Source organism: Trinickia symbiotica (assembly GCF_003028655.1).
In the GTDB taxonomy this organism is placed as follows: domain Bacteria; phylum Pseudomonadota; class Gammaproteobacteria; order Burkholderiales; family Burkholderiaceae; genus Trinickia; species Trinickia symbiotica_A.
Genome location: NZ_PYUC01000005.1, coordinates 401696 through 415161 on the forward strand (window position 1 = coordinate 401696; position 13466 = coordinate 415161).

Sequence of the window (13466 nt, forward strand, 5' to 3'; positions counted from 1 at the left end):
TCACGTGTTCTTCTTGAAGAAGATCGCGTCCAACTGCTCGAATTGGTCGCTGTTGATTGGTTCAGACCATCCCGCCGCATCGGTCTCACCCTTGGCGATCTGCCCCGCGGCTCGCCGAACTTCAGCGTCGTAACCGGCGATGCCTTCCGCGTCCGTGGCACGAACGAGTTTCGGCATGCGGTCAAGCGCCGCGTCGTCAAATGACGGAAAGTCCGCGCTCATGCTCGCCGGCCCATCCCATGTATGGCCTGCCGCCTTTACCGCGAAGCGGCCGGGACAACCCAATTCGATATCGCCACCCCGAAGCTTCAAGTACGCCCCGCCGGAGGTGACAAAGACCACCTCGTCGGTCGCAGTGCCGGCGAGTTGGCCGTCCGCAGCCATGAGCCGGATGTTCTTCGCCGACTCGATCTGCGTATCGTCGGCCTGACTCTGAAGCGTGACCTTGCCTTGATTGGCGATGGCCGAGACACCCTCTCGATGCGCGAACATCGCTACGCCATGTCCGGCTTGAAGATTGACCCGATGAGCACTCGCGAATTGAATGTTCCCCTGCGCGACCGAGTCCACATTGCCGCCCGCATGCATCGCTATCGTTTTCGATGTCGCGGCGCTGATGCCGGCCGGCGCCGTAATGCCGATCGCAGCTTGTTCGGTCGAACCGTCTCCATCAGCATCCGGCCAGCTCTTCACCGTTGAAGCAAGTTCGTCTTGCGGCTGCATATCGAAATCGACGCCACGATGCGCCGCCGCGTATTCGCCGAGGCTGCGCGAAAGCGCCATGCATTCCTGCATCAAACGAAGATATTCATCGCGCGACAATTGACCGCCGGCTGCATTCAGTCGCTGCCAAGCCGAGATCAGCAACGCTTTCCCACTGCGGATGGCCACGCTCGCGTCGCTGCGCAACTCCGCCCCTTCGCCGCGCGCTTCCGCCCACCCGTCTTCGCGCGGATGGGTGAGATAACCCAAATTGAGTTCGCTGCTCGCGTGCGCGCTGGCGAGCTGGCTGCTTATCTGCCCCGTGGTGTCGTCGAACCGCAATTGGTTATAGCGCGTGCCCTTGATTTCCTGGGTCTTGATCCCGGACAAACGGCGGTTCGCAGGCAGCGATCCCTTGTTGCTGAAAGCAGCCGGCGTTTTCGCGCCGTTGTAGAACACACCAGCGACGAACATCTTATCGGGATCGCCATTCATGAAGTCGAGGATGACTTCCATGCCTCTGCGCGGCAGCAGGCTCTCGCCGAAGCGCGAGCCCGCCCACCGCGTGCTCACCGGTACAGCCGCGCTATCCGCGGGCGTGCCGCTCGTACCGGCCCCTTTCGCATGTTCGTGATCATCGGCGTTAAGCCCCTCAATCCGCACGCGGATTCGTCCAAGCTCGTCACAATAGACCTCATCGCCTTCGGGACACACTACGACACCCGTAATCGGATGCACGCGCGGCAAATGAACCCGAGGATCGTAGAGCGGCGTCAATGGCGTATCGCGCGAAACGCAACTAAACGTGTTCTGGTAGCGGCTTTCCGGTGTGCCTGGCCATGCGCTCGGCCGAGCGTGCGTATTCACCGAGCTGGGCGGAGAATCGAACAGCCACTGGCTCGCAGCAAAGAGCGCCTGCGCGCGGTCGGTCAACTCCTTGGGAAGATTGTTTTCGCCGCGATGATGAAGGGACGTCACGATGACCCATCGATTCCACTCGTGCAGCCGGTCGAAGTCGGGGTGCCCGGCGATGCCGATCCTATGGCCCACCGCAAGGTCGCGCACATTACTCGCGCCTTCGATGCACATGCTCCGCGCGAGATAGGCATCCGCGCGCCACGTGCCGTGTTGGTCGTACTGATCCCAGGAATCGGCGGTATCGGGCGGATCGATGCGAGCATCCTTCAGCAAGCTCGCGAGGTCGTTGCCGGCTTCACCCTGATCGACTCCCGTCCGCATTCCAACATGATCCAGTCGCGCCTGGTCCCGATTCCAGCCCACGTTCCGTGTCGAGCCCGGCACGATCCGGCGCCCCGAAGAAAGTCGAGTGATCGTGTCGCGCTGCTCGTGCGCATCATGCGATCGATAGTGAACACACCCTGCCGAAGAATCGTCGAGACTATGAGACCGCTCGAACAGGACGAGCGTATGTGCGACCGCCTTACGGTCGTACCCGCTTCCGTGATTGCGCTTGCCCGCTTTGATGAACCAGGCGATACCTTCCCGCCGGCACAGCCGGCGAATGAAATCGGCGTCGGACTCCTCGAATTGGATCGTCTGATCGTGGCTCCGATATCGGTCGCGCTGCAGCCGGGACATGTCGAGACCGAACGAACTCGCCAGCGTCGAACTCTTGCGGTGCCACTCCGCGACGAGCGTAGCGACGATCCCCGGCACCGTCTGGTTTCGAAAAATCCGTGTGTTGACGCGCCGCTCGAGAATGCTCAGTGCATCGCGAATGACGAGCTGATAGGCGATCAGCCCCAAATCGGACGCACCCTTCCACGCGTCCGTCACGATCCCGCAAATCGAATGCAGGTCGCCGCGGTCCGTCACGAGCTGGACGGCGACCGGCACGCCGAGCAAAGCAGTAAGCGATATGCCGTCGATGCCGGTCACGCAAGACAGCCTGCCCTCGATACCGCCGCAAACTTCCTCGCGGATATCGATGCGCTGCGGCAGGATGAGCCCATCGAACTCCTTCTCGTTATCGCGCCACTTCAATCGAAAGGCGCGATTCGCCTGGGACGGCAAAGGCCCGTACCCAACTTGTACTAGCACTCGGTTCTGCATCGCCTACTCTCTTGCTTTGTTATTGCCTCTGTTGGTATCGAATCGCTCCAATTGCGCATATGCGATACGCATGAAGCGATCGCATGTGAACGAGGCGAACGATGCGCCGCGAACGCTATCGCGATCTTCTAGTGCGATCAAACTAGGACGAAATAACCGGACGGACGACTCGGGTCGGCATCAACACGGGCGATGCGGACTGGGTAAGGGCGCTGGCTCGACTGCCTCGTCGAGCAGTATTACGACTTCGCCAGAGCGCTGACTGACCGGTATTGGGTCATGCGGCGTGGCGAGATCGTCGCGGGCGGAGCGGGAGCCCGGGTGGGTGAGAAGGGGGTTCGGGAGTTGATTGCTGTCTAAGCACCTCCCTCGTTGCTCATCTGCGCACTAGCAACACGGCCACTCGCTTGAGGAACGCAGAGTTTGAGAAGCAGCGCGCCGAAGAGGCCAACTACCCCGCACATGATCAGCAATGAAGATGGCGATACGCCCATTGCTACGCCGAAACCGAGCATGGCCACGCTTGCCGCCGATGATAGTCGAGCGCAAACCTTTGATAACGCCGAGTAGCTCAGGTATTGAGGACCCTTCAGCTTCGAGATCAGTACCTTCTGAACAGCGCCAAGCTCGAATGCATACAGTAGGCCCATCGAAGAACAGAGCGTGATATCGAGCCAGAAGTTCGTACACGACCCGATCGCTATGGTCAGTCCTGCCGTCAGGGCAACGATACCGACAATGCCGCCCAGCCTCGTTACCGGAATGGCGCCGTCACCCATCAGCATGACGGCGATCTGATAGACAAAAAATAGAAGATACAACGCACTGATGCCATTCAAAGCGATGTTCGACGTCGGCTTTAGCTCAACGATGAGCAGGTACGTTACCCCTCCAAAAGCAAAGTTAACGACAAGCTGATAGACCAGCCCCCATCGCATCAATCGGTTCCTCATGACCGAACTGAACAGCCGCTTGGAACGGACATCGTCGCTTTCGGACCTCTCCGCAGAGCCAGATTCGAGCACTGTCTCATCGACAGACTGGAGCGCGAACAGGCTGAGACCCAACAAAACAACTATCACCGGCACGAAATAGAAGATGTCCACGTCGCGATTGACGATGCTTAGAGCGAATGCCGGCGCAACAGCGAGCGATCCGCGCCAAATGATGTTTTGTATGCTCGCGCTCTGAGTCAGATCGAGCGCGAATGCTTGCTGCGCGACAAACGGGAAATCCGCACTGAACGCGCCGTCGACCAACAGGACAACCTTGAAGGCGATAACGGCTGTGATAACAAGGAGATCACTGCCTTCGCTGTACAGCAATGAAATGGCGGCGAGCCACGCCACTGCCAAAGCCGGACGTAGGTAGCGACACCAGGCAACTCGCGTCGGCAGCCCGGTTCGCGCGGCCACCGCGGAACCCGCCACCGCAAAGACGAGTTTCAACAGCGAATCCCCCGTCGACACGGCTGCAGCAAGCGCGAAGTGGCCGCCGTGAGCGAGATATATGGTGAAGAAGTGCGTAATCGTCGTGTCGAGCGCCAGATGCCAGTACAGGGGAATTCCCCTCGCTAAGTTCCACATATATCGAAGGTGGACTAGTGGGAAAAGGCGTCGTGGCACCGACAGCTGTGGTGATCGTTCAACATCTGCTTGTTCTGCTCAAGCGGCCCTCCATCGTGCAAGCGACTCGCGCTCATACGCGCACTGACGATGAAAGGCTCGAGATGAGCGTCGCACCGCAAGTCGTCTTGTGGCCGTCGAAAGCTGCAGGCTTGCCGTCGACGATGAAGTCCGGATCGCCTTCTGTGATCACGCAGGATCCGTGTCCGGCGACCGGACACGAACAGCGATCGCCGAGTCTGGCGACCGCGCGACCCATCACGTCGCTCATGTCGCTCCCTGTTTCGACCCTGCCACCGTGACTCGTTGCGTCTCCGACTCGGATGATGCCTCGCATTCCGTCGCTCCTCTTTCTCACCAGGACCAACCCTGCCAGTCGTTATAGGTCGAGTCATAGCGGCGCCCCCACCACGGTAGGTAGGCGTCGCTCTCGCCTCGCGCTCTGAACCACTCGGCTTCGGGATCGATCGGGTTCAGCTTCTCGGGAGGTCTGATCGCGACGGCGACTGGTTCGTCTGAATTCGTCGTGCCCGCCACGAGAACATTGCCGCCTAAATGGTTAGCGCGCCCGATCGCAAGGACGACGTTGGTGAGTGCCGTCCCGGCGCCCATGTAGCCAAGCAGCCCAGCGGTGTTGAATGTCTGCTTCTGGAACTCGAATTCCGGCAAGCTTTCTGTGAGCGTACGGCCGAGCGTGCCGATACGCTGCGACGCCTCGTCGCTGCCCTTGCCCGCGTCGTGAATGACGTAGTCGATGTCATTGACCGATACGTTCGCGTTGTGCGCCGCCGCGGCGATCGCGGCTTTCCATGCCTGGACTGCTCGCGTCGTGCCGGCCGTTTTTTCGTGGTCTTTGACGTTGCCGGTCGCCGCTTTACCGATCCAGGCGAGCGGCGCGCGCTCGGTTTTCATCTCCGGTCCGGCGAGGATCAGCAGCGCGATGTTTTCGTTGAGTTGATTGTCCTTCGGCGGAAAGCTCGGCGCGTCCCAGTTCATCACCCAGACGCTTTCCTGCGGGTGCGCCTGGAGGTAATCGAGTGCGGCGTTTAGCGAAGCGAAGCCCGCGTTGGGGCCGCCCGGCGTTATGCGTACGTCGGGTGGCGTATCTTTGCTCCAGAGGTCGGGAAACGACTTGTTACCGATTTCGAAGTACCTCATGATCCTACTACTTAGATACGTTTGCGCTTCGGCCGGATCGAGACGATCAGAGGGGATCGCAAGTTCGACGTGAATGCCGGCCACTTCCCGCCACTTCCTTCGGTCATCTGGCTTGACCGTATAGAAGTATTTCGCGTTCATCACATATCTTTCGTCGAAAATCCCGAGAAGCTTGTCAACGTACTTGTGGTAGAAGCCTTTGAATGTTTCCGTGCCGCGGTTGCCATAGGCGATTCCCGCAACTGGCTGAAGCGAAGTAAAACTAGCAGGATCGGTCCTCACCATGTCGTCGTTCTTGTTCGGCTTGACGAGACCGAGCGTCCATAAAATTTGCCACTCCGTTGGATAGTCGCGACGCTGGAGCGGATTTAACCACTCGATCCCTACCACTTGCGCAACGAACGGCTCGTCCGCCTCCACGGCTCCGGCTTTCGTCGCGACTGTTTGCGCTTTCGCTGTATCGAATATGCCGAGTGAAAAAAATGTGCTCACCGCCAAAACACATACGCCCATCCAGAAAGGAAAATGCACCAATCGCTTCATGAAGTCCTCATCGGTAAAGTATTGTGGCTCGCGCGAGTCCGCGTAAAGCATCCAGGCCAGTGTCATCGCGAAGGTGAACAAAGTGGCACCAACTGCGAGCAAAAGCCGCCGGCGCCAAGTGCCTATCAATGAACTCATACAACACCCCCCGCGCTCAGGAACAAATCGCCCTCTCGCTGATCGTCGATCTCGGCTGGCTTCACGGCCTCAGGATCGTTGTGTGCCCAGTCATGTAGTGGCACGCCATTTTTAGTCCCCATGTCGAAGTATTCCCAGTACATTTTGGCCGGATTGGTGTCGCTCAAACCATTTCCGAACCGCCAATCCGCCTCGATACGAAGCGCCCACCAGTCATCCTCCGACAGATAGCAAAGGCCGATCGCGATGTCATATGCGAGCGCTTTCCTGGCATGCATCGGATTGGTCAGAATCGTCGAATGGTTTGTCGGATTGTTTTTGCTGCCCTCCTTCAGAATCTTGCCGATCTGCCCGTTACGCCATGCTTTGTATTCGATCGTCGCCTTGGCCAGATTGTCTTCGCCGACCACCTTGCCGTCGTCGGCCACCCACCCTTTGGTGCGGCCGTGCCGCTCGTTTCGGCGAGCCTCCTGGCGCATCAGTGCGTGGTGCTCGTAGCGTTGCGCGGCCTCCGATTCCTGCGTTCCCTGTGCCTGGGTTCCAGGCTCGTCCGATCTGAATGTGTCGTAAGGGTCGTCCGCGTCCTTATCACCCTCGCGCTTTTGCGCGTTGCGTGCGGCAGACGGCGGGTCGTAGCTCTCATTGAACCGACTGGTCAAGCCATCAACGACAATCTCCGACACCCGCCCATAGCGCATCGCCTCGGGCTCGAACGGCTCGTCCAGCTTCGGCGCGGCTAGCGGGATGCTCCATTTCTCCGGTGGATCCGCGTTGATGCGCGGCTTCGCAATGAGCCTGGCGAAATAGAGAAGCGGCGCACTTGCCAACGTGCCCAGCGCCGCCAACGGATTCTCGTTTGCGTTCAGTGCTCGATATAGCCCGAACTGGGCACTCGGCGACGGTGGATACCAGAATCCCTTGCTCCGGTTCACCGTCACGCGCCAGTCGTCTTCCCAATAACGATACGTAGGGCTATCAGTTGGATCCTTTCCGACTACCCACCCCGATGCGAAGACGCGCTGCGTGAAGACGCCATGACCGCCAGTCCGCTCGATCTCCTCGGCGCTCATGCCACGCCAGCCAATGCCTTGCACGGTCGTCGCCGAGATCACCTGATCGTGCGGACAGCAATAGAGCGTCACGCGGCCTAGCGTATGGCCGTTCAGGCCGTGACTCGTGCGGTCCTGCCCGGCGCTATACGGCTTCCCTTTCGCGGAGGGCCGTTTGTTGCCCATGTCCTCATCGAGTTCGCGTGCATCGGGCTCCAGCGCCGCGCGCTTGCGCAATATCTCGAAGAAGGCTTTCAACGTTTCAGCCCGCGCGTTGAACGTCGCGCGGCCGCGGTTGCCATCGGCATCGCGCACCGTGCGCTGCGCCCAGTTCTCCATGCCCAGCTTCTCGACGAGGCTGTACGGCGCATTGGCCAACACGTAGGCGTCCGCCACGCAGCTTCCGGCCTTGCCCCACGGGTCAGTCACGTCGGACATCCGGTCGCCGAGAAACGCGGCCGCCATCCCGATCATGTTGCCCTGGCTGTGACAGACGACGGTGATCGGCACATCGGCTTGCTTTTCTCGTATCGACTTGATCAGATTGGCGAGCCGCAGCGCGGCCATCACCATGTAGGCGCGCGGGGGCGTCTGATAGACCAGGCGCGGCGTGGAATTCAACGCCTGCACCGTGAGCCAGCCGAAGATTCGATCGTCGAGCCCCGGGCTCCATAAATCCGCGAGGCTCGAACAGCCATTCGCAAACGGGCCGCCGCCCCAGTAATTGTGCTCGTTGAGAAACAGGTTCGCGCCGTAGTCCTTGAGATCCTGCTTGTTCGCCTTGTAGCCCCAACGGAAGTGGATCACAGGCGAGAACGACGGATCCGGCTTGATATAAGTATCAGCCCACATCTTCGGATTGACGTAACCGTCAGGCGTCAAACTCTCGATGTAACTGACCGGCGCCATCTGCCCGGCCTTGACGCCCGTATAAGCCAGCTGGTCGTCCAAGCGGCCCAACCGCCGGTTTAGCCCTTTGCACAGCCCCTCCTCGGCAGCGGTGTACCACTCCCCCTCGGAATTCACGCCGTGCACGAAGATGACGACGCCCGGCAGCGGCATTTGTTTGACGCAGATAAGCTCGTTGCGAGCGCCAAAGAGGGTGACGCCCTGCACTCGACCGACTTGAATGCGCGGCGGGTCGGGGACGGCCCCAGCCGGCGAAGCAACAGCGCTTTGATCCGATTCGGTCATGTCCTTGTTAGCCCGTTCTTTAACTCGGTTCTGCATCGCCTACTCTCTTGCTTTGTTATTGCCTCTGTTCGTATCGAATCGCTCCAATTGCGCATATGCGATACGCATGAAGCGATCGCATATGAACGAGGCGAACGATGCGCCGCGAACGCTATCGCGATCTTTTAGTGCGATCAAACTAGGACGAAGTAACGGGGCGGCCGACTCGGAACCGTATCGGCACCGGTGATGCGGACTGGGTAAGGACACTGGCCTCGACTGCCTCGTTCGTGTAGATTCGCGGCACAGCCCCCGTTGCCGCTTTCCCCGTCGATGCTCTCACCGCAACACAATTCATTCGTCACCGCGCCATCCCCGGCTGTCTCGCCGCAGCTTCCCGGCGCGCAACCGATACCCGCGAATCGCTGGGACGCCAGCCTCGAGCTCCGCTTCACGCATAACGCCGATCGCACGACGTTATCGAAGCGCCTTCATAGCGGCCCGCTGCTCGTGCAGCGGCCGCTCTACCCCGAAGGCGATGGGATCTGCCATGCGGTGATCGTCCATCCGCCCGGCGGTGTCGCCGGCGGCGACCGGCTCGTCATTGACATCGGTGTGGGGGAAGCCGCACACGCGGTCTTGACGACACCGGGCGCAACGAAGTGGTACAAGGCCAACGGGCAACGCGCCGCGCAGAAAATCCAGATCGACGTAGCCGCAAACGGAAAGCTCGATTGGCTGCCGCAGAACAACATCGTCTTCGATGATGCGCGAGCCGACCTCGAATTCGCCTTCACCATCGCACCAGGGGCAACGGCCATCGGCTGGGATGCGATGCAGCTCGGCCGGCAAGCGGCCGGCGAACGGTGGGCGAACGGCGAGCTGACTTCCATCACCTCGATCGCACTAGAAGACGGCGACGACAGCTCGCTCCTATGGCATGAACGCGCCCAGTTGGACGCACACGATTCGCTGCGGGATGCGCCCCAAGGCCTGGCCGGGTTCGCTGCCTTCGGCACGCTGTGGGCGCTCGGCGCGGCCTGCACGCCGGAGCTCGCCGAAACGCTAGCCGAGCAGTTGCCATTCGAACCAACGTTGCGCGCGGGCGCCACAGCGCTGCCCGGCGGGGTGCTGCTCGTGCGCGTGCTCGCCTCGTCGATGGAGCCGTTGCAGCAGCTCATGCACCAATGCTGGACCACGCTGCGGCCCATCGTTCATGGTGTGGCCGCTCGCCCGCTGCGGCTCTGGGCAACGTAGGCCGGCTCAAAACGCCATGAAACGGGGCATGAAAGCACCAAAATGAAGCGAACATCGGGACACTCGGCCCGATTCGGTGCACTCAATGCTCTAGCCGGCTGATACAGGAAGGGCCTGACAGGCCAGACCAGTTGCAACCGGCGTTGGCATAGCCCTTGCTCAATCCGGCGCTCAAATCGGCTACGGACGGTGTCGCATTCCCCGCGGCGCGAGTGGCCGCGTAGGAGACCGTTCCATGAAGCAACGTTTCATCGGGCGCGCTTTTGCCGCGCTCGTCGCGGCCGTCGCTGTTGCCGCCGCGACATCGAGTCAGAACGCCCAAGCCGATGCGCTCGACACCATCGCGAAGAGCGGCGTGCTGCGTGTCGCCGTTCCCGAGGACTATCCTCCGTTCGGATCGGTCGGCACCGATATGAAGCCGCAGGGCTACGACATCGACATGGCCGGCGTGCTCGCGAAGTCGCTGAACGCGAAGCTCGAGCTGGTGCCCGTCAACAGCGCGAACCGGATCCCCTACCTGACGACGAACAAGGTCGATCTCGTCATCTCCTCGCTCGGCAAGACGCCCGAGCGCGAGAAGGTCATCGACTTCTCGCAAGCCTACGCACCCTACTACCAGGGCGTCTTCGGCCCGGCCGACATCAAGGTCGCGAGCCCGGCCGATTTGACGGGCAAAACGGTAGGCGCGACGCGCGGCGCGCTCGAAGAAGTCGCGCTGACTCAGATGGCCCCCAATGCGACTATCAAGCGCTTCGACGATAACAACGCCACGATCGCAGCGTTCCTCTCGGGACAGGTCGAGCTGATCGCCGCCGGCAACGTCGTGGCCGCCGCCATCATCGCGAAGAAGCCGCCGCGCCTGCCCGAGCCGAAGTTCGTCATCAAGAGCTCGCCCTGCTACGTGGGTCTCAACAAGAACGAAACGCGTCTGCTCGAAAAGGTCAACGCCGCGATCGCCAACGCAAGGCATGACGGCACGCTGGACGCGATCTCGAAGAAGTGGCTCGGCCAGCCGCTGCCGGCTTCGCTGTAATGAGCTACGCGCTGCAATTCGGCGACCTCGCGCAATACGCGGGCATGTTCGCGCGCGGGGCGACCTTCACGCTCGGGCTGACGGCCGCCTCGACAGTGCTCGGCGTCGCGATCGGCATCGGCGGCGCCGCCGCGCGCGACGCGCGCTCGGCTGCGTTGCGCGCGGTCGCGTCAGCCTATGTCGAAGCGATTCGCAACACGCCGTTCATCATCCAATTGTTCTTCGTCTTCTTCGGCCTTCCGGCCCTCGGTCTACGGCTCGACGAGATCTCCGCATCGGTCATTGCCATGACGCTGAACCTTGGCGCCTATGCCACGGAGATCATTCGCGCAGGCGTGGCCGCGGTGCCGCGCGGACATCTCGAAGCCGCAGCCTCGCTCGCCATGACGCCCGCGCAAACCTATCGGCATGTCGTGCTGCCCCAGGCTCTTGCAAAGGTGTTCCCGGCGCTGTCGAGCCAAATCGTCATCGTCATGCTCGGCTCGGCCGTCGTTTCGCAGATCTCGGTACCCGATCTGACCTACGCGGCGAGCTACATCCAGTCGCGTAATTTCCGGGCGTTCGAAACGTATCTCGCGATTACCGTGGCCTATCTCGGGCTTGCCGTCGTCGTACGTGCCCTGCTCAATATCGCAGGCCGGCGGCTCTTCCTGCGAGGTTCACGATGATCGAGTTCAGCCTCACACAAATCCTCGAGAACCTGCTGCTCGCCGCGCGCTGGACGGTCCTGCTCTCGCTCGTCTCCTTCGGCTCGGGCGGCATAGCGGGCTTTCTGCTGCTGCTCGCACGCGTGTCCCCGTCGTTCGCGCTGCGCAGTGCCGCGAAGATTTACATCGAAATCTTCCAGGGCACGCCGCTTTTGATGCAGCTTTTCGTCGTGTTCTTCGGACTGCCGCTCATCGGACTCGACGTCGACCCATGGGTGGCCGCAACGCTCGGTCTCACGTTCTTTACGAGCGCTTACCTCGCCGAAATCTGGCGCGGTTGCGTCGAAGCGATCCCGCGCGGGCAATGGGAAGCGTCCGCAAGCCTCGCGATGAACTACTTAGAGCAATTGAGGCATGTGATCCTTCCGCAGGCCTTTCGAATCGCCATCGCACCGACGGTCGGCTTTTCCGTGCAAGCGGTGAAGGACACCGCGCTCGTCTCGATCATCGGCTTCACCGAGCTCACGAAGGCGGGAACGGTGATCTCGAACGCAACGTTCCGCCCGTTCCTCGTCTACGGCTGCGTCGCGCTCATTTACTTCGCACTCTGCTATCCGCTGTCGCGCACCGCCCGTGCGCTGGAGAGAAAACTCAATGTCGCTCGTTGAAGTCACCGCGCTCCATAAGCAGTTCGGCTCGGCCCATGTCCTGAAGGGCATCGACCTGAACGTCGAAAAAGGCCAAGTGGTCACGATCATCGGCCGCAGCGGCTCGGGCAAGAGCACGCTCCTGCGCACGCTGAACGGGCTCGAAAGCATCGATTCGGGATCGATCGATATCGACGGCGAACGCATCGATGCCCGTCATGCGGATTTGCGGCGCTTGCGGCTCAAGGTCGGCATGGTGTTCCAGCAATACAATCTGTTCCCGCACCTGACCGCCGGCGAGAACGTCATGCTCGCGCAAACCGTCGTCAAGAAAGCGCCGCGCGCGAAAGCACACGCTTGCGCAGAGCAAATGCTCCAGCGCGTTGGCCTCGGCGACAAGTTCGACGCCTACCCGAGCCAGCTCTCCGGCGGCCAGCAGCAGCGCGTCGCGATTGCACGCGCGCTTGCCATGGAGCCGTCATTGCTGCTGTGCGATGAAATCACGTCGGCGCTCGATCCGGAGCTCGTCGGCGAAGTGCTCGGCGTGGTCGAACAATTGGCGAGCGAGGGAATGACGCTTATCATGGTCACCCACGAAATGCGCTTCGCGCGCCGCGTGAGCGATACCGTCGTCTTCATGCATCAAGGGCGCGTCTGGGAGAGCGGCCCGCCCGAGCAGATCTTCGGGTCGCCGCAGAGCATAGAATTGCAGAAATTCGTCCAGTAACGGAACGGCAACCGCGCTCGAGCACCGCTCGGCAAGCAGGTAAAACGATGAAGCTCACCCCACGCGAAAAAGACAAGCTGCTCATCTTCACGGCGGCGCTGCTGGCCGAGCGTCGCAAGGCACGCGGGCTCAAGCTCAATTACCCGGAGGCCGTCGCGTTCATCACGGCGGCGCTGATGGAAGCGGCGCGCGACGGCCAGACCGTCGCCGAGCTCATGCATTACGGCACGACGCTGCTCACGCGCGACGACGTGATGGAAGGCGTGCCCGAAATGATCCCCGATATTCAAATCGAAGCAACGTTCCCCGACGGCACCAAACTCGTGACCGTCCACCATCCGATTCCGTAAGCGTGCGAGGTAAGGTCCCATGATCCCTGGCGAAATCCTGACCGAGCCCGGCGAGATCGAGCTCAACTCTGGCCGCGAAACGGTCGTGCTGACCGTTGCGAACACGGGCGACCGCCCCGTGCAAGTCGGCTCGCATTTTCATTTCTACGAAGCGAACGCCGCTCTTTCCTTCGATCGCGAGCGAGCGCGCGGCTTCAGGCTCAATATCGCGGCCGGCACGGCCGTGCGGTTCGAGCCGGGACAGGAGCGCACGGTCGAGCTCGTCGCATTGGCCGGAGACCGCACTGTCTATGGCTTCAACGGCAAGGTGATGGGCCCGCTCTGACGCGTTCTCGCGCCCGCGA

At 61.3% G+C, this 13466-nt stretch carries 12 protein-coding genes and 1 pseudogene; 8 read left to right on the forward strand and 5 right to left on the reverse strand.

Annotated features, from left to right (window positions below):
- Positions 1-2706 (reverse strand): type VI secretion system Vgr family protein, encoded by a 2706-nt coding sequence (locus C9I57_RS12675; RefSeq protein ID WP_107150989.1) that lies wholly within the window; start codon positions 2704-2706, stop codon positions 1-3.
- Between the two features lie 294 nt (positions 2707-3000).
- Between C9I57_RS12675 and C9I57_RS12680 the strand changes: the two are divergent.
- Positions 3001-3135: pseudogene (locus tag C9I57_RS12680) on the forward strand (ABC transporter ATP-binding protein); the annotation flags it as partial.
- Here the strand turns inward: C9I57_RS12680 and C9I57_RS12685 are convergent.
- From C9I57_RS12685 to C9I57_RS12700, 4 genes are all read right to left on the reverse strand, one after another.
- Positions 3132-4361, reverse strand: a complete 1230-nt coding sequence (locus C9I57_RS12685; RefSeq protein ID WP_107150990.1) for a hypothetical protein — start codon at positions 4359-4361, stop codon at positions 3132-3134. The pseudogene C9I57_RS12680 and the gene C9I57_RS12685 sit on opposite strands and share 4 nt — an antisense overlap.
- Before the next feature lie 112 nt (positions 4362-4473).
- A complete protein-coding gene (locus C9I57_RS12690; protein WP_107150991.1) occupies positions 4474-4737 on the reverse strand; it encodes a PAAR domain-containing protein in 264 nt (87 codons plus the stop codon).
- A 17-nt stretch (positions 4738-4754) separates the two neighbouring features.
- Entirely contained in the window at positions 4755-6239 is a 1485-nt protein-coding gene (locus tag C9I57_RS12695) for a virulence factor (RefSeq protein ID WP_107150992.1), read from the reverse strand.
- Positions 6236-8482, reverse strand: a complete 2247-nt coding sequence (locus C9I57_RS12700; RefSeq protein ID WP_107150993.1) for a T6SS effector phospholipase Tle3 domain-containing protein — start codon at positions 8480-8482, stop codon at positions 6236-6238. The genes C9I57_RS12695 and C9I57_RS12700 overlap by 4 nt, the downstream gene beginning before the upstream one ends.
- A 312-nt stretch (positions 8483-8794) precedes the next feature.
- On the opposite strand from C9I57_RS12700, the gene C9I57_RS12705 reads away from it, so the two are divergent.
- The 7 genes from C9I57_RS12705 to C9I57_RS12735 all read left to right on the forward strand — a co-directional run bounded on the left by C9I57_RS12705 (position 8795) and on the right by C9I57_RS12735 (position 13447).
- Positions 8795-9718, forward strand: a complete 924-nt coding sequence (locus C9I57_RS12705; RefSeq protein WP_107150994.1) for an urease accessory protein UreD — start codon at positions 8795-8797, stop codon at positions 9716-9718.
- A gap of 235 nt (positions 9719-9953) precedes the next feature.
- Positions 9954-10751 (forward strand): transporter substrate-binding domain-containing protein, encoded by a 798-nt coding sequence (locus C9I57_RS12710; RefSeq protein WP_107150995.1) that lies wholly within the window; start codon positions 9954-9956, stop codon positions 10749-10751.
- A complete protein-coding gene (locus C9I57_RS12715; protein ID WP_107150996.1) occupies positions 10751-11419 on the forward strand; it encodes an amino acid ABC transporter permease in 669 nt (222 codons plus the stop codon). The genes C9I57_RS12710 and C9I57_RS12715 overlap by 1 nt, the downstream gene beginning before the upstream one ends.
- Positions 11416-12066: an amino acid ABC transporter permease gene (locus tag C9I57_RS12720; protein ID WP_107150997.1), complete on the forward strand. Its 651-nt coding sequence runs from the start codon at positions 11416-11418 to the stop codon at positions 12064-12066. The genes C9I57_RS12715 and C9I57_RS12720 overlap by 4 nt, the downstream gene beginning before the upstream one ends.
- The gene (locus C9I57_RS12725) at positions 12053-12772 is read left to right on the forward strand and encodes an amino acid ABC transporter ATP-binding protein (RefSeq protein ID WP_107150998.1); all 720 of its coding nucleotides are present in this window, start codon (positions 12053-12055) and stop codon (positions 12770-12772) included. The genes C9I57_RS12720 and C9I57_RS12725 overlap by 14 nt, the downstream gene beginning before the upstream one ends.
- Positions 12773-12819: 47 nt before the next feature.
- Positions 12820-13122, forward strand: a complete 303-nt coding sequence (ureA, locus tag C9I57_RS12730) for an urease subunit gamma (protein ID WP_018442305.1) — start codon at positions 12820-12822, stop codon at positions 13120-13122.
- 19 nt (positions 13123-13141) lie between these two features.
- The gene (locus tag C9I57_RS12735) at positions 13142-13447 is read left to right on the forward strand and encodes an urease subunit beta (RefSeq protein ID WP_107150999.1); all 306 of its coding nucleotides are present in this window, start codon (positions 13142-13144) and stop codon (positions 13445-13447) included.
- Positions 13448-13466: the final 19 nt, after the last annotated feature.

Bases quoted from the DNA above. Each gene is read 5' to 3' on its own strand.
- C9I57_RS12685 (WP_107150990.1), bottom strand. From the start codon at position 4,361: ATGTGGAACTTAGCGAGGGGAATTCCCCTGTACTGGCATCTGGCGCTC.
- C9I57_RS12690 (WP_107150991.1), bottom strand. From the start codon at position 4,737: ATGCGAGGCATCATCCGAGTCGGAGACGCAACGAGTCACGGTGGCAGG.
- C9I57_RS12695 (WP_107150992.1), bottom strand. From the start codon at position 6,239: ATGAGTTCATTGATAGGCACTTGGCGCCGGCGGCTTTTGCTCGCAGTT.
- C9I57_RS12700 (WP_107150993.1), bottom strand. From the start codon at position 8,482: ATGACCGAATCGGATCAAAGCGCTGTTGCTTCGCCGGCTGGGGCCGTC.
- C9I57_RS12705 (WP_107150994.1), top strand. From the start codon at position 8,795: ATGCTCTCACCGCAACACAATTCATTCGTCACCGCGCCATCCCCGGCT.
- C9I57_RS12710 (WP_107150995.1), top strand. From the start codon at position 9,954: ATGAAGCAACGTTTCATCGGGCGCGCTTTTGCCGCGCTCGTCGCGGCC.
- C9I57_RS12715 (WP_107150996.1), top strand. From the start codon at position 10,751: ATGAGCTACGCGCTGCAATTCGGCGACCTCGCGCAATACGCGGGCATG.
- C9I57_RS12720 (WP_107150997.1), top strand. From the start codon at position 11,416: ATGATCGAGTTCAGCCTCACACAAATCCTCGAGAACCTGCTGCTCGCC.
- C9I57_RS12725 (WP_107150998.1), top strand. From the start codon at position 12,053: ATGTCGCTCGTTGAAGTCACCGCGCTCCATAAGCAGTTCGGCTCGGCC.
- ureA (WP_018442305.1), top strand. From the start codon at position 12,820: ATGAAGCTCACCCCACGCGAAAAAGACAAGCTGCTCATCTTCACGGCG.
- C9I57_RS12735 (WP_107150999.1), top strand. From the start codon at position 13,142: ATGATCCCTGGCGAAATCCTGACCGAGCCCGGCGAGATCGAGCTCAAC.